This window comes from Bacillus sp. FCW2, from assembly GCF_021228595.1.
In the GTDB taxonomy this organism is placed as follows: Bacteria; Bacillota; Bacilli; order Bacillales; family Bacillaceae; genus Bacillus; species Bacillus velezensis.
Window position 1 is genome coordinate 1,614,828 of sequence record NZ_CP089436.1, and the last position, 25,863, is coordinate 1,640,690.

Annotated in this window: 35 protein-coding genes; 26 read left to right on the forward strand and 9 right to left on the reverse strand. The window is 45.7% G+C overall.

Going from position 1 to position 25,863, the window contains the following annotated elements:
- Positions 1-44: 44 nt before the first annotated feature.
- Entirely contained in the window at positions 45-800 is a 756-nt protein-coding gene (locus K3G25_RS08470) for an SGNH/GDSL hydrolase family protein (RefSeq protein ID WP_003153635.1), read from the forward strand.
- Between the two features lie 9 nt (positions 801-809).
- Complete coding sequence (locus K3G25_RS08475) at positions 810-1,373, forward strand: YpmS family protein (protein ID WP_110124212.1); 564 nt, start codon at positions 810-812, stop codon at positions 1,371-1,373.
- A 49-nt stretch (positions 1,374-1,422) separates the two neighbouring features.
- Here the strand turns inward: K3G25_RS08475 and K3G25_RS08480 are convergent, their stop codons facing one another.
- Positions 1,423-1,848 carry a MarR family transcriptional regulator gene (locus tag K3G25_RS08480; protein WP_025649777.1) on the reverse strand — a complete coding sequence of 142 codons (426 nt, stop codon included), beginning with the start codon at positions 1,846-1,848 and terminating at the stop codon, positions 1,423-1,425.
- A 128-nt stretch (positions 1,849-1,976) separates the two neighbouring features.
- Between K3G25_RS08480 and msrA the strand changes: the two genes are divergently transcribed.
- Both msrA and msrB read left to right on the forward strand, forming a co-directional pair.
- A complete protein-coding gene (gene msrA / locus K3G25_RS08485) occupies positions 1,977-2,510 on the forward strand; it encodes a peptide-methionine (S)-S-oxide reductase MsrA (RefSeq protein WP_003153641.1) in 534 nt (177 codons plus the stop codon).
- A gap of 1 nt (position 2,511) precedes the next feature.
- A complete protein-coding gene (gene msrB / locus K3G25_RS08490; protein WP_007409536.1) occupies positions 2,512-2,946 on the forward strand; it encodes a peptide-methionine (R)-S-oxide reductase MsrB in 435 nt (144 codons plus the stop codon).
- A gap of 40 nt (positions 2,947-2,986) precedes the next feature.
- Here the strand turns inward: msrB and K3G25_RS08495 are convergent, their stop codons facing one another.
- Positions 2,987-4,012: an SDR family NAD(P)-dependent oxidoreductase gene (locus tag K3G25_RS08495; RefSeq protein ID WP_014418151.1), complete on the reverse strand. Its 1,026-nt coding sequence runs from the start codon at positions 4,010-4,012 to the stop codon at positions 2,987-2,989.
- A 316-nt stretch (positions 4,013-4,328) separates the two neighbouring features.
- Here K3G25_RS08495 and phyC point away from each other — a divergent pair, with 316 nt between their 5' ends.
- Positions 4,329-5,480, forward strand: coding sequence for a 3-phytase (gene phyC, locus K3G25_RS08500; RefSeq protein WP_014418150.1), 1,152 nt, complete (start codon positions 4,329-4,331; stop codon positions 5,478-5,480).
- Between the two features lie 51 nt (positions 5,481-5,531).
- On the opposite strand, the gene K3G25_RS08505 is transcribed toward phyC, so the two are convergent.
- Entirely contained in the window at positions 5,532-6,488 is a 957-nt protein-coding gene (locus K3G25_RS08505; RefSeq protein WP_039063239.1) for a CgeB family protein, read from the reverse strand.
- Between the two features lie 6 nt (positions 6,489-6,494).
- On the reverse strand, positions 6,495-6,926 hold the full coding sequence (locus K3G25_RS08510) for a hypothetical protein (RefSeq protein ID WP_014418148.1): 432 nt from the start codon (positions 6,924-6,926) through the stop codon (positions 6,495-6,497).
- Positions 6,927-7,136: 210 nt separating this feature from the next.
- Here K3G25_RS08510 and cgeC point away from each other — a divergent pair, with 210 nt between their 5' ends.
- The 15 genes from cgeC (at position 7,137) to K3G25_RS08585 (ending at position 18,847) form a co-directional block, all read left to right on the forward strand.
- Positions 7,137-7,436, forward strand: coding sequence for a spore maturation protein CgeC (cgeC, locus tag K3G25_RS08515; RefSeq protein ID WP_007407929.1), 300 nt, complete (start codon positions 7,137-7,139; stop codon positions 7,434-7,436).
- A gap of 64 nt (positions 7,437-7,500) precedes the next feature.
- The gene (locus K3G25_RS08520; protein WP_110124205.1) at positions 7,501-8,772 is read left to right on the forward strand and encodes a glycosyltransferase family 2 protein; all 1,272 of its coding nucleotides are present in this window, start codon (positions 7,501-7,503) and stop codon (positions 8,770-8,772) included.
- 38 nt (positions 8,773-8,810) lie between these two features.
- Positions 8,811-9,590, forward strand: a complete 780-nt coding sequence (locus K3G25_RS08525; protein ID WP_022553210.1) for a GNAT family N-acetyltransferase — start codon at positions 8,811-8,813, stop codon at positions 9,588-9,590.
- A gap of 78 nt (positions 9,591-9,668) precedes the next feature.
- Positions 9,669-9,809 (forward strand): YjcZ family sporulation protein, encoded by a 141-nt coding sequence (locus K3G25_RS08530; RefSeq protein ID WP_007612029.1) that lies wholly within the window; start codon positions 9,669-9,671, stop codon positions 9,807-9,809.
- A gap of 137 nt (positions 9,810-9,946) precedes the next feature.
- Positions 9,947-10,393, forward strand: a complete 447-nt coding sequence (locus K3G25_RS08535; RefSeq protein WP_029974271.1) for an AraC family transcriptional regulator — start codon at positions 9,947-9,949, stop codon at positions 10,391-10,393.
- A 247-nt stretch (positions 10,394-10,640) separates the two neighbouring features.
- Entirely contained in the window at positions 10,641-11,972 is a 1,332-nt protein-coding gene (locus tag K3G25_RS08540; protein WP_014418143.1) for an aspartate aminotransferase family protein, read from the forward strand.
- A gap of 6 nt (positions 11,973-11,978) precedes the next feature.
- Positions 11,979-12,668: a CoA transferase subunit A gene (locus K3G25_RS08545; protein WP_022553213.1), complete on the forward strand. Its 690-nt coding sequence runs from the start codon at positions 11,979-11,981 to the stop codon at positions 12,666-12,668.
- Entirely contained in the window at positions 12,653-13,348 is a 696-nt protein-coding gene (locus K3G25_RS08550; protein ID WP_021493925.1) for a 3-oxoacid CoA-transferase subunit B, read from the forward strand. Before K3G25_RS08545 ends, K3G25_RS08550 begins: the two co-directional genes overlap by 16 nt.
- Positions 13,320-14,621, forward strand: coding sequence for a peptidase (locus tag K3G25_RS08555; RefSeq protein ID WP_017417986.1), 1,302 nt, complete (start codon positions 13,320-13,322; stop codon positions 14,619-14,621). The genes K3G25_RS08550 and K3G25_RS08555 overlap by 29 nt, the downstream gene beginning before the upstream one ends.
- Positions 14,584-15,456 carry a putative beta-lysine N-acetyltransferase gene (ablB, locus tag K3G25_RS08560; RefSeq protein WP_014418140.1) on the forward strand — a complete coding sequence of 291 codons (873 nt, stop codon included), beginning with the start codon at positions 14,584-14,586 and terminating at the stop codon, positions 15,454-15,456. The genes K3G25_RS08555 and ablB overlap by 38 nt, the downstream gene beginning before the upstream one ends.
- Entirely contained in the window at positions 15,453-16,874 is a 1,422-nt protein-coding gene (ablA, locus tag K3G25_RS08565; protein ID WP_072177837.1) for a lysine 2,3-aminomutase, read from the forward strand. The genes ablB and ablA overlap by 4 nt, the downstream gene beginning before the upstream one ends.
- Positions 16,871-17,149 (forward strand): YokU family protein, encoded by a 279-nt coding sequence (locus tag K3G25_RS08570; protein ID WP_012117773.1) that lies wholly within the window; start codon positions 16,871-16,873, stop codon positions 17,147-17,149. The genes ablA and K3G25_RS08570 overlap by 4 nt, the downstream gene beginning before the upstream one ends.
- 74 nt (positions 17,150-17,223) lie before the next feature.
- A complete protein-coding gene (locus K3G25_RS08575; protein WP_003153684.1) occupies positions 17,224-17,448 on the forward strand; it encodes a YozE family protein in 225 nt (74 codons plus the stop codon).
- Positions 17,449-17,745: 297 nt separating this feature from the next.
- The gene (locus K3G25_RS08580; protein WP_232489675.1) at positions 17,746-17,934 is read left to right on the forward strand and encodes a hypothetical protein; all 189 of its coding nucleotides are present in this window, start codon (positions 17,746-17,748) and stop codon (positions 17,932-17,934) included.
- A gap of 232 nt (positions 17,935-18,166) precedes the next feature.
- The gene (locus K3G25_RS08585) at positions 18,167-18,847 is read left to right on the forward strand and encodes a hypothetical protein (protein ID WP_014418138.1); all 681 of its coding nucleotides are present in this window, start codon (positions 18,167-18,169) and stop codon (positions 18,845-18,847) included.
- On the opposite strand, the gene K3G25_RS08590 is transcribed toward K3G25_RS08585, so the two are convergent.
- Positions 18,844-18,987, reverse strand: a complete 144-nt coding sequence (locus tag K3G25_RS08590; RefSeq protein ID WP_099745028.1) for a hypothetical protein — start codon at positions 18,985-18,987, stop codon at positions 18,844-18,846. The genes K3G25_RS08585 and K3G25_RS08590 overlap by 4 nt on opposite strands.
- A 117-nt stretch (positions 18,988-19,104) precedes the next feature.
- Between K3G25_RS08590 and K3G25_RS08595 the strand changes: the two genes are divergently transcribed.
- The 3 genes from K3G25_RS08595 to K3G25_RS08605 all read left to right on the forward strand — a co-directional run bounded on the left by K3G25_RS08595 (position 19,105) and on the right by K3G25_RS08605 (position 20,343).
- Entirely contained in the window at positions 19,105-19,278 is a 174-nt protein-coding gene (locus tag K3G25_RS08595; protein ID WP_003153696.1) for a YozD family protein, read from the forward strand.
- A 73-nt stretch (positions 19,279-19,351) separates the two neighbouring features.
- Entirely contained in the window at positions 19,352-19,963 is a 612-nt protein-coding gene (locus tag K3G25_RS08600; RefSeq protein ID WP_014418136.1) for a phosphatase PAP2 family protein, read from the forward strand.
- A 59-nt stretch (positions 19,964-20,022) separates the two neighbouring features.
- Complete coding sequence (locus K3G25_RS08605; protein WP_003153700.1) at positions 20,023-20,343, forward strand: YodL domain-containing protein; 321 nt, start codon at positions 20,023-20,025, stop codon at positions 20,341-20,343.
- Between the two features lie 53 nt (positions 20,344-20,396).
- Here K3G25_RS08605 and K3G25_RS08610 read toward each other — a convergent pair whose 3' ends face one another.
- On the reverse strand, positions 20,397-20,522 hold the full coding sequence (locus tag K3G25_RS08610) for a hypothetical protein (protein WP_003153701.1): 126 nt from the start codon (positions 20,520-20,522) through the stop codon (positions 20,397-20,399).
- Between the two features lie 136 nt (positions 20,523-20,658).
- Here K3G25_RS08610 and deoD point away from each other — a divergent pair, with 136 nt between their 5' ends.
- Positions 20,659-21,357, forward strand: a complete 699-nt coding sequence (deoD, locus tag K3G25_RS08615; RefSeq protein ID WP_003153702.1) for a purine-nucleoside phosphorylase — start codon at positions 20,659-20,661, stop codon at positions 21,355-21,357.
- Positions 21,358-21,440: 83 nt separating this feature from the next.
- Positions 21,441-22,259, forward strand: coding sequence for a M15 family metallopeptidase (locus tag K3G25_RS08620; protein ID WP_003153703.1), 819 nt, complete (start codon positions 21,441-21,443; stop codon positions 22,257-22,259).
- Positions 22,260-22,302: 43 nt separating this feature from the next.
- Here K3G25_RS08620 and K3G25_RS08625 read toward each other — a convergent pair whose 3' ends face one another.
- Positions 22,303-22,554 carry a hypothetical protein gene (locus K3G25_RS08625; RefSeq protein ID WP_007612011.1) on the reverse strand — a complete coding sequence of 84 codons (252 nt, stop codon included), beginning with the start codon at positions 22,552-22,554 and terminating at the stop codon, positions 22,303-22,305.
- A gap of 92 nt (positions 22,555-22,646) precedes the next feature.
- On the reverse strand, positions 22,647-23,348 hold the full coding sequence (locus tag K3G25_RS08630) for a class I SAM-dependent methyltransferase (RefSeq protein ID WP_017417982.1): 702 nt from the start codon (positions 23,346-23,348) through the stop codon (positions 22,647-22,649).
- 146 nt (positions 23,349-23,494) lie between these two features.
- Here K3G25_RS08630 and K3G25_RS08635 point away from each other — a divergent pair, with 146 nt between their 5' ends.
- On the forward strand, positions 23,495-24,898 hold the full coding sequence (locus K3G25_RS08635; protein WP_232489676.1) for a carboxy-terminal processing protease CtpA: 1,404 nt from the start codon (positions 23,495-23,497) through the stop codon (positions 24,896-24,898).
- Positions 24,899-24,958: 60 nt separating this feature from the next.
- On the opposite strand, the gene K3G25_RS08640 is transcribed toward K3G25_RS08635, so the two are convergent.
- On the reverse strand, positions 24,959-25,684 hold the full coding sequence (locus K3G25_RS08640) for a GntR family transcriptional regulator (protein WP_014418133.1): 726 nt from the start codon (positions 25,682-25,684) through the stop codon (positions 24,959-24,961).
- Between the last annotated feature and the right edge of the window lie 179 nt (positions 25,685-25,863).

Here is a 25,863-nt window from a genome sequence, read left to right on the forward strand (position 1 = left end):
ACATGTTACACTTTCCACTAGTAGACGGGGAAGGAGCAACCAGATTGAAGCTGCGAATGTTCTCATTGATCGCCGGACTGGCTTTGCTTTTATCAGCTTGTTCTGTCCAGCGCACCGGTTCTGACGCTGAAGAACCGAAAACGAAAGATCATATTGTCATAGCTGCGGTCGGTGATTCATTGACTGAAGGAGTAGGAGATCCTGACGGTTCAGGATACGTCGGCAGGGCAGCGGAGTCTCTTAAGAAAAAGGGACATGTGAAAACGGTAGATATTAAAAATTATGCGGTGCAGGGGGACAAAACGTCGGACCTGCTGGAAAAGCTTGATAATAAAAAAGTTCAGAAATCATTAAAGAGCGCCGACTATATCTTTTTTACCATCGGCGGCAATGACTTAATGAAGGTGCTCCGCCAGAATATGATGCAGCTGACGGTTCAGCCGTTCCAAAAGGAAGAGAAACCTTTTGAGAAACGATTCAAGGCGATCGTTTCAAAAATCCGCAAATATAATGAAAACGCAGAGCTGGTGTATGTCAGCATGTATAACCCATTCACGTTTACGCTGCCTGAATTAAAAGAAATTAATGGGGTTGTAACGGATTGGAACAAGATCGCCGCAAAAGAGCTGGAAAAAGATCCCCACGCCGCCGCGGTGAATGTTGAAGACTTGTTCAGTCAAAAAAGCGGCAGCAGACGGATTTCAAAGGATGATGATTTTCATCCGAACGCAAAAGGGTATGCACTCATCGCCGATCGATTGTACGGCATCATTGAAAAACAAGGGTTACCAGCAGAATAGGGTGAAATGATGAAAAAGTGGAAATCGCTGTTTTTTGTTCTTCTCGCACTCAATGTGATTGCCGCCGCGGTAATTGTGACATTATTGGTTATGCCGGGAGAGCAGGCGGAAATACAAGATCAGACAAAAAGTGAGTACGGCTTTCATATCACAAGCTCCAAAGAATCTCTTGCCAGGTTTGTGAATGCTTACTTAAAAGAGAAGGCATCGAATCAGCTTGACTACAAAGTGGACATCAATAACGATGTGCACGTGGCAGGTAAAATCAAAGCATTCTCAACCTCCATTAATGCGGTCGTCACTTTTGAACCGTCCGTACAGGAGAACGGAGATGTGATTTTGAAAGTGACGAAATTTTCATTAGGCGAATTAAGCCTGCCGATCAGCTTTGTGCTGAATTATATGGACAGCTTTTATGAACTCCCGTCATTTGTGCACGTTCATCCTGGGGATAAAAGCATCGAGATCCGTCTGTCAGAAATGCCTTTAGACAACGGCATGTATGTAAAAGCGGATAAAATCAATCTCGACACGGATGAAATTGAATTTTCCTATTATCATCCGAAACAATAAGTTTTCATAAAAAAACACAGATCCTTTCAGGGATTTGTGTTTTTTCGTGTCAGCGTTTTTTGTCTAGCTTGCTGAACAGTTTGATTAACGTTGCAAGCTCTTCATCAGAGTAGCAGTCAAACCGTTTAAAAAAGTATTCTGTTTTTTTCTGGTTGAAATGATCGACAATTTTCTCCCCGGATTCCGTAATATGGATTCTGATAATTCGCCTGTCCTCTTTAGAACGGATGCGGGTGATCCATTCCTTTTCTACTAAAGCATCGGTCACTGCGGTAATGTGGCTTGCGGAGACCTCAAGAATGGGGGCGAATTCCGTTACTTTTTTAGGCCCTTGTTCACTGAGAATCCGCAAAATGGTGAATTCGTTCCTGGACAGCTCTTTATCTAGAATTTCATTAACTTCATTTCTGATTTGTTTAAACACTTTTCGAAGCAAAGCTTCCATATCATACATCATTTGTGTCCTTACTTTCAAATCATGAACCTCCAATATGTAGTCAGCGTGGCATTCGTTTAGCTTCCCCTGAAAGCAGAATTATTTTTATTCTGTTTATACATGCTATAATATAATAATACCACGTATGAACAAAGGAGGGCACCCGTATGTCAGAAAAAAAAGAAATCGCCACATTTGCAGGCGGCTGTTTTTGGTGCATGGTGAAGCCGTTTGACGAACAGCCCGGAATTGAAAAGGTGGTGTCCGGCTATACAGGAGGCCATACTGAGAATCCGACTTACGAAGAAGTGTGCAGTGAAACGACCGGACACAGAGAAGCCGTTCAAATCACATTCCAACCTGACATTTATCCGTATGAAAAGCTTGTCGAGCTGTTTTGGCAGCAGATCGACCCGACTGATGCAGGCGGCCAGTTTGCAGACCGCGGAAGTTCATATCGGGCGGCGATATATTACCATAACGATGAACAAAAACAAATCGCTGAAGCCTCAAAAAAACAGCTTGAAGAAAGCGGCATATTTAAAAAGCCGATCGTGACAGACATTTTAAAGGCTGAGCCTTTTTATGAAGCGGAAGGCTATCATCAGCACTTTTATAAGAAAAATCCTGATCACTACGGGCGCTACCGTGTAGGTTCCGGACGTCAAGGCTTTCTGGATGAGCATTGGAGGGACAGATAAGATGGCTTTTAATAAAGAAGAAAAAATCAAATCATTAAACCGCATGCAATATGAAGTCACGCAAAATAACGGAACGGAGCCGCCGTTTCAAAATGAATTCTGGGATCACAAAGAAGAGGGGCTGTATGTTGATATCGTATCGGGAAAGCCCTTGTTTACTTCTCTGGATAAATTCGATTCTCATTGCGGCTGGCCCAGTTTTACAAAACCAATTGAAGAAGAAGAGGTTGACGAAAAACTGGACACAAGCCACGGGATGATCCGGACGGAAGTGAGAAGCAAAACAGCTGATTCCCACTTAGGCCACGTATTTAATGACGGTCCGGGGCCAAGCGGTCTCCGTTATTGCATTAACTCTGCGGCACTCCGGTTTATTCCGAAAGACAAGCTGAAGGAAGAGGGCTATGAAGCCTGTCTGCATTTATTTGAAAAATAGAGCTCAGCAATGAGGCCTGCCTATCAGACAGGCCTTTTTTCTATGTTTTTTTTTCTTCATGTAATCGTTCAATAATCTTTACGATTGTGTCTTTTGTGATGAGCGGCGCCTGATCGGATTGATATCTGGGGAGATTGACCTTCCGAAATTCCGGATGTTTGGCGGGTTCCGGCAATATTGCGTACAGATTGCCCCATTCATATAAAGATTCCGTCTCATGAGGAGAGGTCAGTTCTTCATGAAGCTTCTCACCGGGGCGTTTTCCCACTTCAACAGCGGCGGGGCGCGGCAGCCCGTGCCGGAACGCATATTCTTCAAACCCGTGAAGCAGTTCTTCGAGCCTCAGGGACTCCATTTTAAAAATAAACGTTTCTCCGCCCTTTGTGATCGCCGCAGATTGCAGGGTGAGCGTTGCGGCGTCATCAATCGACATAAAAAACCTCGTCATGTTTTTATCCGTAATGGTGAGCGGACCGCCTGCCATCAACTGCTCAAATAAAATAGGAATAACGGAACCGCGTGAACCGAGCACATTGCCGAAGCGGACCGAACAAAACACCGTACCGCGGTTTTGAACATGATGATTTGCCTGATGAAACAGCTTTTCGGACAACAGCTTCGTAGCTCCCATTGTGTTTACCGGGGAAACGGCTTTATCGGTACTGATATTAATCACATGCGTCACCTCTTGCAGCAAAGCGGCTTCTGCGACATTTTGTCCGCCGATAAGGTTGGTTTGAATGGCTTCAAAGGGATTATCCTCACATGTCGGAACCTGCTTCAGCGCAGCTGTGTGAAAGACAATATCAACACCTTTCATCACTTGGTTGACTCTTCTGTAGTCACGAACATCGCCGAGCACAAACGACAGTCTTTGTTCATCCGCGTATTTTTGTTTCATTACATATTGTTTACTGTCATCTTTGCTGAACACAATGACTTCTTTAGGGGTTAAGAGCAAAAGGCGTTTTACTATTTGGCTTCCGATTGATCCTGTCCCGCCTGTGACGAGAACAGTTTTATCGTGAAAAAACGGTTGTAGCTCTACTGCTTGCTGTTTAGGCATGGCTTATCCTCCAACTCTCGTTTCTCTACCATGCATCATATGTTGAACAATTTCAGCGAGTTAATGAAAGAAACCAATAAATCAAAAATTAGAGAAAAACATTAATCTGATGCGCTTTCATATCGCTTTATCCGATTAATAGAATAGAAATCACAAATAAAACATTGTACTAAATATTCATTTTAAATATTTGCTCACGTCAATTTTTTCTCTCCGTAAATTCTCACATGCGGACAATCTTCACAAAAACTTAACACTGAACTTCCTGTATGTATTTTACAATTAAAGTGAACGTTCATTAAAAGGAGGAAGGAAAATGAATCATTCAAAAACACTTTTGTTAACCGCGGCAGCCGGATTGATGCTCACATGCGGTGCGGTTTCTTCCCAGGCCAAGCATAAGCTGTCTGATCCTTATCACTTTACCGTGAATGCGGCGGCGGAAACGGAGCCGGTTGATACAGCCGGTGATGCAGCTGATGATCCTGCGATTTGGCTGGACCCCAAGAATCCTCAGAACAGCAAATTGATCACAACCAATAAAAAATCAGGCTTAGTCGTGTACAGCCTAGAGGGAAAGACGCTTCATTCCTATCATACCGGGAAGCTGAACAATGTTGATATCCGCTATGATTTTCCGTTGAACGGAAAAAAAGTCGATATTGCGGCGGCATCCAATCGGTCTGAAGGAAAGAATACCATTGAGATTTACGCCATTGACGGGAAAAACGGCACATTACAAAGCATTACAGATCCAGACCGCCCGATTGCATCAGCAATTGATGAAGTATACGGTTTCAGCTTGTACCACAGTCAAAAAACAGGAAAATATTACGCGATGGTGACAGGGAAAGAAGGCGAATTTGAACAATACGAATTAAATGCGGATAAAAATGGATACATATCCGGCAAAAAGGTAAGGGCGTTTAAAATGAATTCTCAGACAGAAGGGATGGCAGCAGACGATGAATACGGCAGTCTTTATATCGCAGAAGAAGATGAGGCCATCTGGAAGTTCAGCGCTGAGCCGGACGGCGGCAGTAACGGAACGGTTATCGATCGTGCCGACGGCAGGCATTTAACCCCTGATATTGAAGGACTGACGATTTACTACGCTGCTGACGGGAAAGGTTATCTGCTTGCATCAAGCCAGGGTAACAGCAGCTACGCGATTTATGAAAGACAGGGACAGAACAAATATGTTGCGGACTTTCAGATAACAGACGGGCCTGAAACAGACGGCACAAGCGATACAGACGGAATTGACGTTCTGGGTTTCGGGCTAGGGCCTGAATATCCGTTCGGCCTTTTTGTCGCACAGGATGGAGAAAATATAGATCACGGCCAAAAAGTGAATCAAAATTTTAAAATGGTGCCTTGGGAAAGAATCGCTGATAAAATCGGCTTTCACCCGCAGGTTAATAAACAGGTTGACCCGAGAAAACTGACTGACAGAAGCGGAAAATAAACATGAAAAAAGCAGCTTATCCAAGCTGCTTTTTTTGATGTGAAGAGCGTTTCATGAGAAAGTCCTGGAACGGATAGCCGCAAGCACAGCCGGCAGCCGGTCATACGTGTACGCCGGTACTGTCTCTTGGTAATTAAGCGCCGCGATTTGTTTACGTTCACCCGGGTTTGCCATATAAAAATGGATCTTATCCGCAAAATCCGCAAGCCCGCTGTAAGAAACAAAGGATGAAAACGGGGGCGCGGGAGAAAGGTCTGTCAGCTGAAAGGCCTGACAAGCCGCAATGTCTAAGCTCCTCGTATTTAAACTGATATTTTCGATGCCGCGTCCGTTCTGATTGAGCGCAAACCGATAAGAACGGTGAGGGTTTAAGACCACGTCTGCGCTGTTGTAATATAATGCGGCATGTTCGGGTTCAATCCATTCATCCATTACGAGCACATTTTGCTGCCTGGCGATTTTTTTAGGCAGATGTCTGCGCCATCCCTTCCCGATAATACGAAGCGTATACGGAAGCTTCGCCGCTGCTTTCACCAGTTCAACGCGGTTCGGGTAAGGGTATCCGATCAGAAGCAGATTTGTGTGAAGAGAGGCTTCAGCAGGTTGTTTCTTAAAAAGCCGCTGATTAACGGGGATCGGGACATAATATACGTGCTGTAAGCCCATTTGCCGGTAAGCATCAAGCGCGTTTTGTTCTATCGTCAAAACGGCATCGGCGAAAGGGGCGATTGTCATGCTCACATCGAAATAAAAAGGATCCTCCGTCATCCATAGATAAACGGGAATCTGTTCTGTCTTCAGCCATTGAAGCCATTCAGACGGAATACGGTCTCCCGTCATCATCAGACTGATGTCTGGTTTGAATGCCCGTATACTGCGGATGGTATCTTCCTCAAACTCAGAAACAGAAAAAAAGCGGACGGAAGACTGTAAAAAGCCTTCCTCGATCCAGCGGTCAAAATACGTGTATATGCCTTTATATCCTGAACGGATATATAAAACGTTCATATGCTGTTACGAAGTGAACGTGACACTTTCAACTTTGTCGACGTCAAGCAATGTTGTAGCAGAGCCTGCCGGTGTAACGGAATTTTCCTGCGTAACAAAAACGATTCCGTGAATTTCGTCAAAGGCAACAAATTGAACCGGGCCGATCATGTCTCCTGAATCCATCACAATGCTGATGACAGTGCCGGGCTGAATTCTTGCAAAAATCCATCTCGCCGCTAATGAAATACCGCTTCCCAATACAGATTGTGCGCTTAGACTGTCTTTCGCCGCTGCTTCATCTACTTTTGCATCAATTGCCGATTCCAATAAATCTTTTACTTTGTTTTCCACATTATCTCCTCCATCTGTGCCGCCAGATAAAGCGCTGTTGTCAAATACAGGGGCTAAAAGAGTTTTCAATAACTCCTTTTTAAGCTCCAAACGATCCTCGCTCATGCGAACATACACCTCCTTTAACAATTTCAACCTCACGTTTATTCATATTCCTGATTGAAGAGATTGGTATAAGTCGAATGCCGTTTTGCTTGTGTTTTTTTCAATATTTAATCAAACAGCTGAATTTTCGAATCAGGCTTTGTTTGCCTATGCGGATTGTAAGAGTATGACATACGTTGTATAGATTAAAAAATGAAGGAGAGGAATACGTTGGATTCAGAAGAAACTGTAAAACACGGGGGTTTTGAGGAGGAATTTCAGCTCGTACTGCTTCTTCTTCTTTTGTTATCCCGTCAGCCGTCCGGAGATCATTCAGATTTGCGGCGTCAGCTTGTAATGGCAAAAGAGCTTGGGGTTCCTGTATCACGCGTCAATCTGATTAACGGCAGCACACTGCAAAACGTAATTGTCAAAGAAGTGCTGTCAGATTTGGCCGTTTTTCAAAATCCGCTCAATAATACGAGATCAAACGTCGCGATTTCAAGCATCGTCAGCTGGGGTGCTTTTTAATAACGGATATCAGGCTCTGTCTCTTTCGGAGCCGTTTTTTACGTTTTACAGAAGGGGTGATGGGATGGAAAAGAAGATCTCAATTATCTTAACGAGTTACAACAAACCGGATCTTGTGAAACAGGCGATTGAAAGTGTTTTGCATCAGACCTACAGCAATTGGGAGCTGTTTGTGATGGATGATCATTCAAATGAAGAAACCTCGGCTGCCATCAGTACGTATATAAAAGATCCTCGCATATATTATGACAACAGTTTTATCAATCCTGCCGAACGGCTGAAGTCGACCCGGTATGCCGTTTTGATTAATGATGCGCTTTCACGGGCTAAAGGCGAATACATCACTTATTTGACAGACGACACCGTATTTCATCCGGATAGGCTCAGCCGCATGGCGGAAGTTCTTAATCAATGCAGCGGGTTTGATGCCGTCTATTCCAGCCAGAAGGTGATACATGTAAACGGGCGCGGAACAGAACAATTCCACTTCTATCGTTTTGCTGAAGAGGTGCTTGATCAGGCCGCTTTTCTCGTTGATCACTGTTCAGTGATGCACCGGAGATCATTGCTTGAGCGTGTGAAAGAGAAGTTCGGCAGCTTTTGGGACGAAGATGTTATGCATTGGAATCACGGAGACTCTGTTTTTTGGAGCAGGCTCAACACATTTACATCATTTCTGCCGATAAAAGAAGTGTTGGATACGACCTATAAAACACCCCACTCATTTCAGAACACGTATCAATCGCTTCCGTCTGTCCTGATCGACGGGTCCTTTGTAAAGGGGACGGATCAGAAAGTATATCAGCTTGACCGAAATAAAAGGAAGCCTGTAAACGAGCGCTGGCATACGTTATATGAAGGGCGAACCGTCGTCATTCCGGATCCGTTTTTATTTCAATATGAGGAAGAGAACTCCGTCAGTATTCCGAATTTTCAGCTCGTCAGGGATCAGTTTCATGTTTATTTTATAGAAGACGGGGAGAAAAGGCTGGTTGATCATAGCGCATTTCGCTTTTACCGATTTAAACGGCATGACATCCCGGCTTTAGAACGGGACGAAATACAAGCGCTTCCGGACGGTCCGCCGATCAGCCGGGGGGCATCGGGCTGTATTCAACATCTGCCCGGGAGAATGCTGTTTCGCATTGAACGGGAATTTTATGTTTATTTGAGAGGGGTTCTCCATCCGATCAGTCATGACGTAGCGAAACGCTTTTTTGCGAATCAGAAGGCGATACCCATTTCCTTTCAGCAAATTAAACAATTACCAATTGGAATGCCGTTCTATCCGGTGTACGATGAAATTATGAGAAATCTCAATATAACAAAAGGTTGAGAGATGCAGTTGGATGTGTAAGGAAAAGGAGAGCTTTTATGACCGATCAATTTGATAAAACCGAGAAGCAGTATATAGAGCTTACTTCCGGCATTCAGAGGTTCGAGCATTTCAGTGTATATACGGACCCTTTTTTGCCGCAGATTTTTTCGCATAACTTTATTCAGCTGCACCGTACATTTCCGTTAGATAAACTCCTGCCGTTTTTTTCGTCCGTTCCGGGCATGCTTCAAGCCAATTATATTCATGTGAAAGCGGCTCCGGAGCACGCGTTTCCGCTTCTTCTGAAACAAACTCTGGTAAAGCAGGGCTGCGTAGTGGAAGATGAGCTGTTTTTTGCAAGGAAACTGGAAAATGGGGACCTGCAGGCCGGACACCCGCTCACTGCTTGGGGGACGGAAAAAAGCCTCGCCGACGGGGCGTCTATTATGAACATCTATGATGCCCTTTACATTGGCGAGGCGGCGGCCGAACAAAAGCTTGAGCGGAAATATCCTTTGTATAAGGACGGAACGGTTATGCTTGTCGTGTGCTACAGCGATGCCTCACAAACGATTCCGATCGGCTGCGGAGAGCTTTTCATCAACAAAGCAGATAAAACCGCAAAAATAGAAGAAGTCGCAATTCTGGATCAATTCCAACGAAAAGGCTACGGATCGATATTGATGAATGAGCTGATGGCGGCGGCAAAGCTGAACGGCATGGAAACCGTATACCTTGTGACGTCCGGGATGGACGGTGTAAACCGCTTTTATGAAAAACTCGGCTTCAAAAGATTTCGGCGCGTGCATACAATTTTTCATTATTTTCTTACATAGTTGGGCATTCGCATAAACCAATTGGGAGTTGGCCCGCATACAATGCCGTATATCGTAAGAAGAAAGGATGATTTGCGTATGTACGGATACGGATATGGCTGCGGCAGTTTTGGCTATGGTTACGGGCACGGCGGCTGCGGAGGCGGAACCAGCACTTTTGTGCTGATTGTGGTATTGTTTATTTTATTAATCATCGTCGGTGCGGCTTTTATTTGTTAGACTGAAAAAAATCCTATAATGAAAATCAGCCTGCAGAGAACATCACTTTCTGCAGGCTTTTTGTTATTTCCATGCTGAAAAATCAGCTTGAAAAACATTTTAATACATATTACCTTTCTGGAGAAGGGGGTGAAAATGTGGACATAACGATTGAAGAATTACCTGAATCAAGAATTGCTTATTTCCGAAACGTCGGAGAGTATGGCGGAAAGCAAAACAAAGAACTGATGGAGTCATTTAAAAACTGGGCGCAATTGAATGGTCTGCTTGATCATTATGTCATTTTAGGAATTCCGCAAGATCATCCGAATCGTACTCCTAAAGAGAAATGCCGCTATGATGTTTGTCTTGTTATCAATCAAGACCATGTGCCTGAACCAGCCCGGATCGGTACATTTTCCGGAGGGAAGTACGCTGTTTTCTTGCTTGATCATACAAAAGAGGCAGTCAGTGGATTTTGGAACACTGTTTTTTCTGAGATCGAAAAAAATAATTTATCAATCAGAGAACAGCCTATTATCGAAAGGTATACTTTACAAAAGGTGAATCATCATTTGTGTGAAATATTGATTCCCATACAGTAAAGAAGACGGGAATTTTCCGCCTTCTGCTTATACTGATTCAGATCAAAAATGATGTGATGATGAGCTGAGCAAAGAATAAAATCAACAATAGGAATAGAATTTCCAGAACGCTCTTCAGGCTGTCGGGACATCTCCGGCAGCCTGTTTTACAGAAAGGTATTTTCTGCAAAAAACTTTCTGAAGGATAAGAATGCGGTTATTCATCTGTTCATACAATGAAGCAAATGGGTTTTCGAGGTGGAAAGATATGGGTAGCTATTTAATCAAACCGGAGCTTGACGGGAATTATCCGTCAGTCAGTCATGGAAAGGGATCATATGTGTATGATCAGGAGGGGAACAAGTATCTTGACGGAGCATCGGGGGCGGTCACTTGCAATATCGGCCACGGCACGGAGGATATTATACAAGCTTTAAAAGAGCAGCTTGACTCCGTTTCGTTTGTGTATCGCTCGCAATTCACCAGTACTCCGGCAGAAGAACTGGCTTTATTTCTGGCCGATCATCTGCCGGGCGGGCTGAATTGGTCATTTTTTGTAAACAGCGGCTCAGAGGCAGTCGAAACAGCGATGAAAATAGCCGTTCAATATTGGCAGGAAAAAGGGCAATACCAAAAATCCGTCTTTCTATCAAGATGGGGCAGTTACCACGGTATTACTTTGGGAGCGCTTTCATTATCGGGATTCTACGAACGGAGATACCGCTTCACCCAACTGCTTGAACGGTTTCCGGCCGTTTCAGCACCTAATATGTATCGTTCTGAGCTGCAGGGAGAGGAATTTGTGAAGGCTGCGGCAGCTGAACTGGAAACGGCTGTTCAGCGGGTCGGTTCCTCATTTATCGCGGGATTTGTCGCAGAACCGATTGTCGGAGCAGCGGGGGCGGCCATCACTCCGCCGGCAGGTTATTATGAAGCGCTTGAGGATGTCTGCCGCCGGCACGGTATTTTGTTTATCGCGGATGAAGTCATGACGGGGCTCGGGAGAACAGGGCGGATGCTTGCTTCTGAGCATTGGGGGATCGCACCTGATATCGCGGTGCTCGGAAAAGGGTTAGGCGCCGGTTACGCTCCGATAGCGGCAGCTGTTGCGTCTGATGACATCATTGAAACGATCAAGCGGGGCTCCGGGGTCATTATGAGCGGACATACGTACAGTGCCAACCCATACTGTGCAAGAGCGGCGCTTGAAGTGCTTCGCTATGTTAAGAAACACGAGCTGCTTCGGCAGTCAGAGGAAAAAGGCGAAATGCTGAAGCGGAAATTAGAAGAAATCAAAGAGCGCAGCGGGGTGATTGGGGATGTCCGCGGTAAAGGCCTCCTGATCGGGGTTGAATTCGTTAAGAATAAAACGACGAAGGACGTTTTTTCGAAAAAACAGGCCTTCACCGAAAAAATCATTAAAGCGGCAAAAAAACGGGGCCTGCTTATTTACCCTGCAAAGCCCGGTATTGACAGCGGAGAAGGAGACGCCGTCATCATCGCCCCGCCGTTCACGATTTCATATGCTGAGCTGGATGAGCTGTCAGATCTATTTTCCCAGGCCGCAGAAGAAGTTGAAAAAATGATGAAGAAGGATTGAGCTGATATGTCTATTTTTCATAAAAAAATCGATATTCATGAAGCAATTGCCGATGTCAAGGACGAATCTGTCATTATGTTCGGCGGTTTTGGGGGAGTGGGTTCACCTCCGTCATTAATCGAAGCGATTTTGGAAAGCGGCGTTAAAGAGCTGACCGTCATCTGCAATGATGCCGGATTTCCGGAAATCGGCATCGGCCCGCTTATCGTTCATAAACGGGTAAAAAGGCTGATCGCTTCCCATATCGGCTCAAATCCTGTCGCGGGCAGGCAAATGACTGACGGAGCGCTTGAGGTGGAATTTTCGCCGCAAGGGACGCTTGCTGAACGGATTCGCGCAGGCGGAGCGGGGCTAGGCGGTATTTTAACTGATATCGGCATTGATAACGCAACCGTTTGTGAAAACAAAGAAACCGTAACGATTGAGGGAAAGTCCTATTTAGTTGAAAAAGCGCTGACGGCTGATTTTGCTTTTGTGTCGGCACATACTGCTGATGAATTTGGGAATCTGACGTTTGACAAAACGGCGCGCAACATGAACCCTCTGATGGCTGCGGCGGCCGAAAGAACATTTGCTGAGGCTGCAGAGATTGTGCCTGCCGGCGAACTTGACAGCGAGCATATTGTAACGCCGGGCGTTTTCGTGGAGGGTGTCGTGCAAAGTGAAGGAGTGAAGTGGAGATGGGCTTGGGAATAGCGGAAAGAGAGAGTATTGCGAGGCGGGCCGCCAGTGAAGTTACCTCAGGAATGATCGTCAACTTGGGGATCGGCATTCCTTCTTTAGTGCCGAATTTTCTGCCGGACGGCATGGAGGTAATGCTGCAGGCGGAAAACGGCGTCCTGGGGATCGGCGGAAGTCCGGAGCGCGGAGAAGAGGATGAGCTTTTATGCAATGCGGCCGGATTTCCTGTCAGTACAGTTAAGGGTGCTTCCTATTTTGATTCAGCTCTGTCTTTTGCCATGATCAGAAAAGGGCTGATAGATATTACCATTTTAGGCGCGCTCCAAGTCAGCAGGACAGGTGATCTCGCCAATTGGCTCGTGCCGGGGAAAAAAGTGCCCGGAATGGGCGGGGCGATGGAGCTTGCCCAAGGCGCGAAAAAAGTGGTTGTCGTCATGAGCCACACCGATCAGAAAGGCCGGCCGAAGCTGGTCGAAAGCTGTTCGTTGCCGCTTACAGCAGCGAGCTGTGCAGATCTCATCATTACAGAGAAAGCCGTCATCAGCATAGATGATGGGGCTTTTGTTCTTGAGGAACTGCTGAATGGCACGACCATAGACGATGTCATTCAAACAACGGATGCCGAAATCAGATTGGGAGAATGTTTTCTTAAAAGGGGGTCTGTCCATGGATCAATTAGAAAAGAAAGTCACTGAGTGGGCGGAAGAAAACACAGCAAAAGCGGTAAGCTTGCTGAAACGGCTGATCGGGGAAAAAAGCACGTTCGGCCATGAATTTAACGCACAGGCAGTCGTTTTAGAAAAACTGAGACAGTTTGACATGGATATTGATGTATGGGAGCCGAGTGTCAAACATTTGAAAGAGCATCCTTATTTTGTATCGGAACGCGAAAATTTCCATGAAAGCCCGAATATCACAGCCGTAAAAAAAGGGGCCGGGGGCGGAAGATCACTGATACTGAACGGACATATTGATGTTGTCCCGGAAGGAAATCCCGCCGCATGGACGTATGAACCGTTTACCGCTGTTGAAAAGGACGGCAAAGTTTACGGCCGCGGTTCAACGGATATGAAGGGCGGCAATACAGCCCTCTTGTTTGCGTTAGAAGCGCTTGAAGCCTGCGGGATTACGTTAAAAGGAGATGTTCTGTTTCAAAGTGTCGTAGATGAAGAGTGCGGCGGCGCGGGAACGCTGTCGGCTGTTATGAGGGGCTACAAGGCTGACGGGGCGCTTATTCCGGAACCGACTAATTTAAAGCTGTTTGTTAAGCAGCAAGGATCTATGTGGTTCCGCATTACGGTAAGAGGATTGTCCGCACACGGCGGCACCCGCTATGAAGGGGTGAGCGCCATTGAAAAAAGCCTGCATGTCATCACAGCCCTTAAAGAGCTTGAACACGTCCGCAACGCCCGTATCACAGACCCGCTTTATCGGGACGTTCCGATTCCGGTTCCCATTAATATCGGCACCGTCCAAGGGGGAACGTGGCCATCATCGGTAGCTGACCGTGTGGTGATAGAAGGCAGGTGCGGAATAGCGCCGAATGAAACGCCGGAAGCAGTAAAAGAAGAACTGGCAAGCTGGCTGAAAGATTTGGAGTACCGGGATGAATGGTTTAAACACCACCCCGCGGAAATAGAATGGTTTGGGGCTCAGTGGCTTCCGAATGATCTCCCGGATGAGCATCCGCTGATTTCCGCTCTGGAATCTTCTTTTGAGAAAATGAAAGGGGCAAAACCGGTTCGTGAAGCGTCCCCGTGGGGAACGGACGGAGGGCTTTTGCAGCACGCGGGACAGACGCCGGTCATCGTCTTCGGTCCGGGAGAAGTCAAGGCGGCGCATCAGGCGAATGAATACATTGAAATCCGGGCGTTAATCGATGCCGTCAAAATCATTTCTCTTTTTATGATGGAATGGTGCGGGGTGGCAGATGGGGGTGACGGAGCTGATAAAGGAACTGAGGGCTGAAAAGGGGGCGGCTGAGATTGATGCAGACCGTTTCAATGAGCGGCTCAGAGTCATTCGTTATGACGGGCAGATTACGGCGCTTATTCCGGCCGTTTTGGCAGAAGCAAAGCAAGAAGGAGCCCAAAAGGTAATTTTCTTTGCTAAGCGCGGCGATGAGCCGGAATTTGTCAAGCATCTTTTTATTGTTGAGGGTGTCATAGACGGGTATTACAACGGGCATGAGGCTGTTGTGATGGTGCGCTATTTATCAGAGGAACGGAGACGGTCAGATTCATATGTATCAGAAGATTCGACTGTTGACCGTTTATATGAGACACCGCAGCGGGGACTGACTCAGACTGAAAGCGCGCTGATGTTCAGAAAAGCGGACGAAGATGATGCAGACCGCTTATCGCACTTATATAAACATGTTTTTCTTACCTATCCGACTCCTGTCTTTAATCCCCTTTATATTAAAAAAACAATGAGAGAAAACACCATCTATTATGCCGCATTTGATCAGGATCGTCTCATTGGGGCGGCAAGCGCAGATATCAATCCGGTATTGGGGCACGCTGAAATGACCGATTGCGCGGTTCTGTCAGATTACAGGGGGAACTCCGTAACAGCACACTTGTTTAAAGCGTTGGAGCAGGAACTCGCTGGCCGGGGAATCATTCATCTTTTTTCCTTGGCCCGTGCAGCGTCTTACGGGATGAATGCCGTTTTGTACCATGCGGGATACGGCTACAGAGGCAGGCTTGTGAACAACTGCCGCATTTCAGAAGGGCTCGAAAATATGAATATATGGTGCAAGACTTTACGTTTGGCCATTCATAAGGAGGAATTCGTTTGACAAACAAATGGTTTCAGCCAAAGCGTCATTGGAAGGAGATTGAATTGTGGAAAGATGTGCCGGAAGAAAAGTGGAATGATTGGCTGTGGCAGCTCACCCATACTGTAAGAACCGTCGATGACCTGAAAAAAGTCATTCATTTGACCGAAGAGGAAGAAGAAGGCGTCAGGATGTCTGTAAAAACCATTCCCCTGAACATTACGCCTTATTATGCTTCTTTAATGGATCCCGATAACCCGAGATGTCCGATCCGCATGCAGTCCGTGCCGCTGTCAGAAGAAATGCACAAAACGAAATATGACCTTGAAGATCCGCTGTTTGAAGATGAAGATTCACCGGTTCCCGGTCTTACGCACCGCTATCCCGACCGCGTTCTTTTTCTGGTGACAAATCAATGCTCGATGTATTGCCGATACTGCACAAGAAGGCGTTTTTCCGGACAGATCGGAATGGGGGTGCCGAAAAAACAGCTTGATGCGGCAATCGCTTACATCCGGGAAACGCCGGAAATCCGTGACTGCCTGATTTCCGGCGGAGACGGGCTTTTAATCAACGATCAGATTCTGGAATATATTTTGAAAAACCTGCGTGACATTCCCCACCTTGAAATTATCCGGATCGGAACGAGAGCGCCCGTCGTATTTCCGCAGCGGATAACGGATAACCTTTGTCAGATTTTGAAAAAATATCATCCGGTCTGGCTGAACACTCATTTTAATACGAGCATCGAACTGACGGAAGAATCGGTTGCGGCGTGTGAAAAGCTCGTTAACGCAGGTGTTCCGGTCGGTAACCAGGCCGTTATTTTAGCAGGCATTAACGATTCGGTGCCGATTATGAAAAAACTCATGCATGATTTAGTGAAAATCCGCGTGCGTCCGTATTATATTTATCAATGTGATTTGTCAGAGGGAATCGGCCATTTCAGAGCGCCTGTGTCAAAAGGGCTGGAAATCATTGAAGGACTGAGGGGCCACACAACGGGCTTTGCCGTGCCGACCTTTGTCGTCGACGCCCCGGGCGGAGGCGGTAAAATCGCCCTGCAGCCGAACTACTTGCTCTCCCAAAGTCCGGAGAAAGTTGTGATCAGAAACTTCGAAGGGGTGATTACATCTTATCCCGAGCCGGAAAACTATATCCCGAATCAAGCCGACGACTATTTTGAATCTGTTTTTCCGGGAACGATGGCCAAAAGTGAGCCGGTCGGACTGAGCGCCATTTTCGCGGACAAAGAGGTTTCGTTCACACCGGAAAATGTATCGAGGATCGACAGGAGGAAAACGTTTACATCAAATCCTGATCATGAAACGCTGAAAGACCGCAGGGAAAAGAGAGATGAATTGAAAGAAAAGAAATTTATTGCACAGCAAAAGAAAGAGCAAAAAGCAGGATCGGAAGTCGGAGGTGAATCGCCGTGAAGCCATGCGAGTGGTGCGGCAATCAGAAGGCGTCAGCTTGTCAGGCGGCTGTGTACTGGGAGCTTCCTGACGGTACGAGGGCCATAGAAATTACAGAAACACCTGCATTCGCCTGTTCCTCCTGCGGCATGACTTATCAGGAGGAAGCGGTCATAGCGGAAATCGAAAATCAGCTTTTTTTAGTCAATGCAAAAAAATTACCGGAAACACTCACATATCAAGAGCTGATGGAGACAGAACGGATCTTGAAACGGAATTATTTTGACTTCTCCTAGTCTTCTTTTGTTGTAATTTCACACTTGAATTGTATAATAGTACAACAAAAGACAGTCATCAGGAGGGGAAACCCATGAAATCCTTTTATCACTATTTGATGAAATACAGGCATCCAAAGCCGCAGGACGCAATCAGCCGGTTTGCGAATCAGGCATACGAAGATCACGGCTTTCCGAAAACGTCAAGCGATTATCACGAGCTCAGTTCTTATTTAGAACTGAGCGCCGACTATTTAGAAACGATGGCGACCTTTGATGAAGCTTGGGAAAAATATGAGACCGAGGTCCATCACGCCTGACGAAAAACCGCACATTGTGCGGTTTTTTTCTGTTGAAATCACTCGCTTATGAGGTGCCGTATGATCAAATCCCGCAACGCCGTCCGTTTTGATCAGCACGTAAACAAATCTACCTGACGGCACATATCACAATCAGGCAGGAGAAGGTATAGCTGCAGAGTTCACCGGATCAGGCCTGCTGCCGGCGGGGTCCCGGGTAAGGAGCCTCTTTTCACGGAGAAATAATCAAACATTTAAATGAAGTGATTAGGTAAGACTGATGAGGCACTGACGTTTGGATGGAAAAGGGGATTTTATGTGACAAGGTTGAAGCGGATTGAAGTTGTGGCTTCATTGAAAGCCGAAACGAGTTTGGTTCTTCATGATACACAAGCAATTGCAAATATGCAGCCGGAATGGGAGTTCCATACTCCTACGGATCTTGAACATCACTGCGGTGATATTGTCAACATGCCTTCGGGCCGGGTATTTTCCTTTGCATCATAGATAAAAAATAGAAGCTTTTTGTCTCAGCATTGTTACTGCTCATTCGATCGAGAGCGGAATGTCATCGGACGCTTCTGTTTACGGTAAGTGAAAAAACGCACAAGCATGTTGCGGTTTTTGACATTTTGAACAGGTGCAGAAATAGATATTTCCTGTGGTTTTCATGCCCATGCGAAATTATGGCGGCCGGCATACGATAGCGTATGACAGTCCGCGGCAAGGGGGAGACAGCATGAAGCCAGATAAACCGAAATTTCAAGTGGGAGACATCGTGGTCGTCGTGATGTACGGAACCGTCGGCACCATTACGAAGGTTCATCAAATTGATAAACATTATCTTTACGAAGTCAATCATAATGAAGTGCTTTATTTTGAATCGTCCATCCAGCTTTATAAAGATTATGAGGGCGTGATCGTCGATATGGAGAAATTGGATATTGAATATGAATTTCTGATCGGCGACGTCGTATATGTAAAGGACTACGGAAAGGAATTATTCCGTGTCATCGGCCACAGAACTGAAATATGGAGATATTTAGAGGATGGCTGGGAGGATATTATTTATGAGCTGACTCGGCTGAAAGACGGAGAGTGGCTTGAAACGGAGGAAGAGGATCTCACGCTGGTTCTGAGAAAATATGAAATGGATCAGTTTGTGCATCAGCTGCTGTTTGTCCACTATGTTGGGGAAGCATCTCATGAGATCGGCGAGGATACCGTCGCGTCTGCTCTTCTTCAGTTTGAAGGCGATGCTGATGATCCCGATACCCTGCATGTGCTGGCGGTATCGATTGTAGATGAGCTGCTTGATATTTATAACGATTATAAGATTCTTTATCATTTGTTCGGTGACGAAGAATATAAAGATATGATGAATTTTGTGCTGGAAAGCCTGCGGGAGCATTTCAGCTAGCCGGCAAAAAAACGGACGGTGACATATAAAAACCAGGGCAGACAGCCGGAAAAGATTACAAACGACATTCCTTTCAGCACTTTTTCCAATACGATATCAAATCCATCTCCGTCCAAAAAAGCCATCATTTTCGTCATCATCTTTTCTCCCTCCGGGGCTTGTTTTTTAAAAGTATATGAGCGGACAAAACGTTTAGAACTTTTGGGTATAATTTGAACGGTTTTTTCATAAAACATAAAAAAGGAGGCGGTGTTTGCATGAAAGAAATAGATCTTGTGATTGACACAGAAGAAATAGCTGATTATTTTTACAGTCAGCTTGCTATGCGCGGGTACATACCGAGTGAAGAGGAAATCTTCGAAATAGCCGACATCACCTTTGATTATTTATTAGAAAAATGTATGATAGACGAAGAGCTTGATGAAGACTGAAACTGCGGAACCGAAGTGAAAAAGCTTCGGTTTTTTCAATCGGCTAGGGAGAATGAAACATGGGGGGAAAACGTTGTACAAGCCAGCAAGTCTTTTCGCATTGTTTATTCTGCTCGCAGCAGCGATCCGGATAGAAGCCGTCCGGGCTTTTGATGAGCGCGTGATAGAAGCGGCTGTCAGGATCAGGTCTGCCTGGCTGAATGAATTGATGTTATGGATAACGGAGCTCGGCACGACCGCGGTGCTTTTGCCGCTTCTTCTTTTGACAGGCGCGGCTCTGTATATGTACAAAAAAACGCCGGATGTTGTTTTTTTGCCGCTTCTCTTTCTCATTGAACGGATTGTAAACATAAAAATAAAAGAATTGATTGAAAGAGCCAGACCCGCTTTTGAACCGCTCGTCCATGAAACCTCATACAGTTTTCCGAGCGGCCACTCCATGAATTCGGCAGTGATGTATCCCGTCATCGCTTACTTTTTGATTAAGCATGTTCCGTTTTTTACGAAAAGAAAACGGGCCGTCACCGTCTTTACCGGAGTTCTCGTCATTCTGATCGGACTCAGCAGAATTTATTTGGGCGCGCATTTTCCGACGGATGTCCTTGCCGGATTCAGTCTCGGACTTTGCCTCGTTTCGCTTTTTGCGCTCTTTGACGAAAAGTATCATCCGTTTCGACAAAAATAGAGACAGGAAAAATGAGAAAAAACGCTAATACTATTAAGAAATAAGAGGGAGGGATCTTGATGCTGTTATCGCTGCCCGTGTTTAAAAAAAAGACTTGCGCCTATGATGTGACGATTTTTCAAACACCCCGCTACGGCGAGAAAAAGGGATACAGGGTCGTCTATCGGACAGAGCTGGCCGCTGACAATCATCAAGACGCACTGGAAAGGGCATTTTCTGTTTTTAATGTGCCTGATACGGTCCCAAACGACTATCAAGCCAGATTCATAGCGACCGGAGATGTCATACTCATAGACGAAGGAAGAAAAGGAAAGACCTATTACAGGCTTAACCCTGCGGGATGGAGCAAAATTAACCGGCTGCTCGTCCAGCCGAGGTAAGACGGGCCGGCTGAATCTTCAGCCGGCTTCCGTATTGTCTGGGAAAGACAGTGTTAAGGCTTCCGTTTAGCGGCGGAATGCTCTTTTCCATGCGCTTCATCAGCTGCAATGACGTCTGAAACGGGCACATGATTGTTCTTTTTCTGGCCGGTCACCCGGTTGCGCTGTTTTTTGCCCATTATGTTCACTCCTTTTTCTTTAGGCTTGTCATCCCGCATATTCTGCCCAAGATCGCCCTGATCATGCTGATGATTGTCTCTTACCGTTATTCAGTGTACAATGGGTGGGAGTTTGAATAGGCAGGAGGAAAAGGAAATGAGTGTACATATAAACGCAGAAAAAGGCCAAATTGCGGATACAGTGCTTTTGCCGGGAGATCCGCTCCGAGCGAAATTTATTGCGGAAACTTATCTTGAAAATGTGGAATGCTATAATGAAGTCAGAGGAATGTACGGATTTACGGGTACATATAACGGCAAAAAAGTATCAGTCCAAGGCACCGGCATGGGTGTTCCGTCTATCTCTATTTATGTGAATGAACTGATTCAAAGCTATGATGTTCAAAACTTAATCAGAGTCGGCTCATGCGGAGCCATCCGTAATGACGTGAAGGTGCGTGATGTGATTTTGGCTATGACGTCTTCAACGGATTCACAGATGAACCGTGTCGCCTTCGGCAGTGTAGATTATGCTCCTTGCGCAGACTTCGAACTGCTCCATAAAGCATACCAGGAAGCGCAAAAAAACAATCTTCCCGTAGCGGTCGGAAGCGTATTCACCGCCGATCAGTTTTACAATGAAGACTCCCAAATCGAAAAGCTTGCCAGATACGGCGTCCTCGGTGTAGAGATGGAAACGACTGCTTTATATACGCTTGCCGCTAAATACGGCAAAAAAGCGCTGTCTATCCTGACTGTAAGCGATCACGTATTAACGGGAGAAGAAACAACGGCAGAAGAGCGTCAAACGACTTTTCATGATATGATTAAACTGGCGCTGCATACTGTATCGTAAACTTGAGATGAGGGTTATGCTGATTAAAGCAGCCCTCTTCTTTATGCATCGCCCTGATTCAAAAAAAGAAAGGTAAGGGTAAAATGAAGAAATCCACTAAATGGTTCTCGCTCGCTGCCGCTCTCAGCGTAACCGCAATCGTGGGAACCGGCTGCAGCATTTCAGGCGGCGACAGCCACAAGGACACAAAAACAGCAGCTGAAACAAAACAATCCGATGACACATCAAGCAAAAAAACAACGAAGACAGAAAACAGCGATTTTGTATTGGAGAGTAAATATTTTAATGATATTAAAGAAGTGAACGGGCTTGAGACCATTCAAAATCCGACAAATACACTTGCGCTCGTGAATAAGACATACACGCTGCCGGGAGATTATAAACCGAATGATCTCGTGATCCCGAAAGTCGAATTTTCTTTTACTGAGAAAATCGAGAAACGATATATCCGCAAACCTGCCGCCGATGCTTTGGCGGAACTATTCAGCGCCGGGAAAAAAGAAGGTTATGACCTGGTTGCCGTTTCAGGATACCGCTCTTATGACAGACAGAAAGTTATTTTCGATAATGAAGTCAGTCTGAAAGGTGAAAAAAAGGCGAAAGAAGCCGTCGCATATCCGGGGCAAAGCGAACACCAGACGGGGCTTGCCATGGACATTTCCAGCAAAAGCAACGGATATGAGCTGAATGAAGCGTTCGGAAACACGGCGGACGGCAAATGGGTGAAAGACCATGCGTATGAATACGGCTTTATCATCCGCTATCCTAAAGGCAAAGAAAATGTCACAAAGTATGAGTATGAACCATGGCATTTACGCTATGTAGGCAAAAAAGCGGCAAAAGCCATCCATGACCATCAATTAACGCTTGAAGAATATTTTAATGAAGTAAAGAAAGTGTAATGAGAAGAAGCCCGCTTGAAAAATAGAAAGCGGGCTTTCTTTATTACCAGAAGAGTAAACCTCCAAGCGCAAATCCGGTAATTAAACCAAGGCCGATACCGTAGGCTGCTCCCCAGCCTCCCCAGCCTCCCCAATAGCCGAACCCGTATCCTCTGTGACGGCCGCCGACAGGGGCGATATACACTTTGCTGTTAGTCACCCGTACGATTCTTCCGACGTGGACTCTGCCGTTTCGTTCTGTAATTCTTGCTACTTTTCCCTGGTGCTGCCGGCAAAGATGATAATAGTTTTGCATCTTTTCTCCTCCTATCCAACCTATCTTTCTATGTCAGCTTATGATAGAGTGCGGTAAAAAGGTTGGACGAAAACAGGAGGACAATCGCCGTTTTACTTGTAAGCGACAAAAGCGCAGTGTCCCATATATTCACGGTACGTCTGCATAAGCTCGTAATGAGCCGTTAGCGTATCGTAGTGAACCGGCTGAATAACGGGCGATAAATCCATTTCTGTAGTCGGCTCCTGCGCATTGTTTTCATAGACAGCGGGAATGAAATCCGCTTTCTGAAAGCCTTGCTGAAGCAATCTCTGTTTCCATGCCGTTTCATCCTGCAATACGGTAAAACCGTAGAAGTCTTTTATCTGCGTGATGGCGTTTTCCGGCATGGGCTTTTGTAAAGCAGCTTCAATGCCGATCAGCATACCCCCGGGTTTAAGGACCCGCAGGATTTCAGACAGCGATGAATCAAGATTTGAAAAGGTGAGAACTGATTCGGAAAGAACGGCGGAAAATTGATTTTCAGCAAACGGAAGCCGCTCAAGCTCCGCCAAATAGCCCGGAATGGTTAAGCCTTCAGCGGCAAATCGTTTTGCTGCTTTTTCAAGCATAAGGGGGTCCTTATCAACACAGGTGACGGGATACAGCAGGTGGCCGAGATAAGCGGCCGTCTGTCCCGTTCCGCAGCCGGCGTCAAGAATCGGTTCGCCAGGAGGAGGAGCCGCTTTTGTGAGAACGGCTTTGGAAAAAGCGAGTCCGCCGGGGTGAGCCCCTCCGACTCCGAATAAGGACAGCATATCTAAATATTTGCTCAAAGGCCGAATCCTCCTTTTTTCCTCAGCATATGTTGAGAGAAAAGCATAGGTTTGGGTAAACGGGAAAGAAGGGCGCCTCACGTTTGAAGTTGACGAATGAGCGTTCGTCTATGATAATAATGTAAGAATAAAAAGGTGGTGTTTTCTTGAAGCGGCAATTTAAACTGTTTTTTATTATATTGATCACCGCGGTCGCAGCCTCGGCGCTTACGCTGTTTATCACGGGCAATACGACCATTTTCGGACAAGGCTCGGCTGCTTTGACGAACAGCAAATTTGAGAAATTCAATAAAGCCTACGAGCAGATTAAAAGTGATTACTATCAAAAAACAGATGACAGCAAATTAGTAGACGGAGCGATAAAAGGCATGATCAGTTCCCTGGATGATCCATATTCTTCTTATATGGACCCGCAGGAAGGAAAGTCTTTTGAAGAAACAATTTCCGCTTCGTTTGAAGGCATCGGCGCACAAGTGGAAGAAAAGGACGGCAGCATCCTGATCGTATCGCCGATTAAAGGGTCACCCGCGGAAAAAGCGGGGGTTAAACCGAATGACCAGATCTTGAAGGTCAACGGCAAAAGCGTTAAAGGCCTTAATGTAAACGAAGCCGTCGCATTAATCCGCGGCAAAAAGGGAACAAACGTCAAGCTTGTGCTGCACAGAGCGGGTGTCGGCGATCTGAACCTGTCGATCAAACGTGACACCATCCCGGTTGAAACGGTGTACTCTGAAATGAAAAAAGGAGACATCGGCGAAATCCAAATCACATCCTTCTCCGAATCGACGGCAAAAGAGCTGAATTCAGCCATTGACAGCCTTGAAAAACAAGGAGCGAAAGGATACATTCTCGATTTAAGGGGCAACCCGGGCGGCCTGATGGATGAAGCCATCAAAATGAGCAACATGTTTATCGATAAAGGGAAAAATATCATGCAGGTCGAATACAAAGACGGCACGAAAGAGGTCATGAAAGCGACGAAAGAGCGCAAAGTGACAAAACCGACAGTCGTCCTCGTCAATGACGGCACCGCGAGCGCCGCGGAAATCATGTCGGCTGCGCTGCATGAATCATCGGGCATTCCGCTGATCGGCGAGAAAACGTTCGGAAAAGGAACCGTGCAGACGGCAAAAGATTACAGCGACGGTTCTACCGTTAAGCTGACAATCGCAAAATGGCTGACAGCGGACGGAGAGTGGATTCATAAAAAAGGCATCAAACCGCAATATCAGGTTAAGCTTCCTGAATATGCGAACCTGCCGTATTTAGATGCGAAAAAAACATACAAATACGGGGATTCCGGAACCACCGTCACCAATGCGCAAAAAATGCTGAAAGCGCTGGGGTACAGCGTGAAAGTAAACGGCACGTATGATAAAGCATTTGAACAAGCCGTTAAACAATTCCAAGCAAAAGAGAAACTGAAACAAACAGGCATTTTAACGGGAGACACAACGGCAAAATTGATGACGGATCTGCAAAAACAGCTTGCGGACAACGATACACAAATGAAAAAAGCCGTTGAAACATTAAATAAGAATATGAAATAGTAAAAAACACCCGATGCGTCGCTCGCGCATTGGGTGTTTTTTGTTTGCGAAAAGCCCGTCTTATGTCGTTTCCTGTTCAAAAAGGTGGCTGTTCGCCTGAATGAAAAACTGTGATTGCTCATAGTGATAGGTGACTTTTGAGTAGTCAAACGGCTGGCCGTTGGTTAAATGAAAAATCGTTTCAACGCAAAGCTTAGGCGCTCCTGTAAACAGACCTAAGTACTCCGCTTCTTCCTCATTTAACATCCCCGCGTACAGATATAAATCTGAAAAACCGCGCTTTAACCCGAGACCTTCTCGAATATAATCAAATATTGATTCTGCCACGATCTCTTTATTCAAATACGTAATAATCGATTTGTTGTAAAATGACTCTTCGATACACAATGTCAGCCCGTCAATATATCGGATTCGCTTGACATAATACACGTCGCCGTCAGGCGGCATATTCAGATTTTGGGCAGCCTCAGGCGTGGGTTTTCTCACTTCCAGCGCTAATAATTTGGAAGTGACATTAAAATCTTCAAGTGATTCTTTAAATCCTTGATTAGAAAGCAGACTGATATACCCTTTTCTTTTATTCCGTCTGACAAAAATGCCGCTTCCCCTCACTTGAAACACAATCCCCTTTTTTTCTAATAAATCCAAGGACTTGGTGATCGTGCTTTTGCTCACGTTAAACCGGGTCATTAAGGTTTGCAGCACAGGCAGTTTATCCCCTTGCTGCAGCTGATGTTCTTCTATGTATTTTTCAATATCTATCGCGATTTGCTGGTATTTTAACATATACATTCCTCATTCATTTATTGTCCCGCTTCTTTCAGAATTATAGCATAATCGTTTTTAAAAGACATTTCGTAAATTAACTATAATTGTTTATGCATTGATAAATTATACCGGTACAATTATAATGTAAACGTATAATATGAAAATAAAGGCAGGAATTCTTCTGCACTTGCGAAGCG

What these genes read in the sequence shown, in the direction of transcription:
- K3G25_RS08620 (WP_003153703.1), top strand. Translation starts at nt 21,441, where the DNA reads ATGAAGAAATCCACTAAATGGTTCTCGCTCGCTGCCGCTCTCAGCGTA.
- phyC (WP_014418150.1), top strand. Translation starts at nt 4,329, where the DNA reads ATGAATCATTCAAAAACACTTTTGTTAACCGCGGCAGCCGGATTGATG.
- K3G25_RS08510 (WP_014418148.1), bottom strand. Translation starts at nt 6,926, where the DNA reads ATGAGCGAGGATCGTTTGGAGCTTAAAAAGGAGTTATTGAAAACTCTT.
- K3G25_RS08575 (WP_003153684.1), top strand. Translation starts at nt 17,224, where the DNA reads ATGAAATCCTTTTATCACTATTTGATGAAATACAGGCATCCAAAGCCG.
- K3G25_RS08540 (WP_014418143.1), top strand. Translation starts at nt 10,641, where the DNA reads ATGGGTAGCTATTTAATCAAACCGGAGCTTGACGGGAATTATCCGTCA.
- K3G25_RS08610 (WP_003153701.1), bottom strand. Translation starts at nt 20,522, where the DNA reads ATGGGCAAAAAACAGCGCAACCGGGTGACCGGCCAGAAAAAGAACAAT.
- msrA (WP_003153641.1), top strand. Translation starts at nt 1,977, where the DNA reads ATGTCAGAAAAAAAAGAAATCGCCACATTTGCAGGCGGCTGTTTTTGG.
- K3G25_RS08530 (WP_007612029.1), top strand. Translation starts at nt 9,669, where the DNA reads ATGTACGGATACGGATATGGCTGCGGCAGTTTTGGCTATGGTTACGGG.
- deoD (WP_003153702.1), top strand. Translation starts at nt 20,659, where the DNA reads ATGAGTGTACATATAAACGCAGAAAAAGGCCAAATTGCGGATACAGTG.
- K3G25_RS08475 (WP_110124212.1), top strand. Translation starts at nt 810, where the DNA reads ATGAAAAAGTGGAAATCGCTGTTTTTTGTTCTTCTCGCACTCAATGTG.
- K3G25_RS08595 (WP_003153696.1), top strand. Translation starts at nt 19,105, where the DNA reads ATGAAAGAAATAGATCTTGTGATTGACACAGAAGAAATAGCTGATTAT.
- K3G25_RS08520 (WP_110124205.1), top strand. Translation starts at nt 7,501, where the DNA reads ATGGAAAAGAAGATCTCAATTATCTTAACGAGTTACAACAAACCGGAT.
- K3G25_RS08545 (WP_022553213.1), top strand. Translation starts at nt 11,979, where the DNA reads ATGTCTATTTTTCATAAAAAAATCGATATTCATGAAGCAATTGCCGAT.
- ablB (WP_014418140.1), top strand. Translation starts at nt 14,584, where the DNA reads ATGGGGGTGACGGAGCTGATAAAGGAACTGAGGGCTGAAAAGGGGGCG.
- K3G25_RS08495 (WP_014418151.1), bottom strand. Translation starts at nt 4,012, where the DNA reads ATGCCTAAACAGCAAGCAGTAGAGCTACAACCGTTTTTTCACGATAAA.
- K3G25_RS08550 (WP_021493925.1), top strand. Translation starts at nt 12,653, where the DNA reads ATGGGCTTGGGAATAGCGGAAAGAGAGAGTATTGCGAGGCGGGCCGCC.
- K3G25_RS08625 (WP_007612011.1), bottom strand. Translation starts at nt 22,554, where the DNA reads ATGCAAAACTATTATCATCTTTGCCGGCAGCACCAGGGAAAAGTAGCA.
- msrB (WP_007409536.1), top strand. Translation starts at nt 2,512, where the DNA reads ATGGCTTTTAATAAAGAAGAAAAAATCAAATCATTAAACCGCATGCAA.
- K3G25_RS08590 (WP_099745028.1), bottom strand. Translation starts at nt 18,987, where the DNA reads ATGATGACGAAAATGATGGCTTTTTTGGACGGAGATGGATTTGATATC.
- K3G25_RS08555 (WP_017417986.1), top strand. Translation starts at nt 13,320, where the DNA reads ATGGATCAATTAGAAAAGAAAGTCACTGAGTGGGCGGAAGAAAACACA.
- K3G25_RS08525 (WP_022553210.1), top strand. Translation starts at nt 8,811, where the DNA reads ATGACCGATCAATTTGATAAAACCGAGAAGCAGTATATAGAGCTTACT.
- K3G25_RS08505 (WP_039063239.1), bottom strand. Translation starts at nt 6,488, where the DNA reads ATGAACGTTTTATATATCCGTTCAGGATATAAAGGCATATACACGTAT.
- K3G25_RS08585 (WP_014418138.1), top strand. Translation starts at nt 18,167, where the DNA reads ATGAAGCCAGATAAACCGAAATTTCAAGTGGGAGACATCGTGGTCGTC.
- K3G25_RS08605 (WP_003153700.1), top strand. Translation starts at nt 20,023, where the DNA reads ATGCTGTTATCGCTGCCCGTGTTTAAAAAAAAGACTTGCGCCTATGAT.
- K3G25_RS08640 (WP_014418133.1), bottom strand. Translation starts at nt 25,684, where the DNA reads ATGTTAAAATACCAGCAAATCGCGATAGATATTGAAAAATACATAGAA.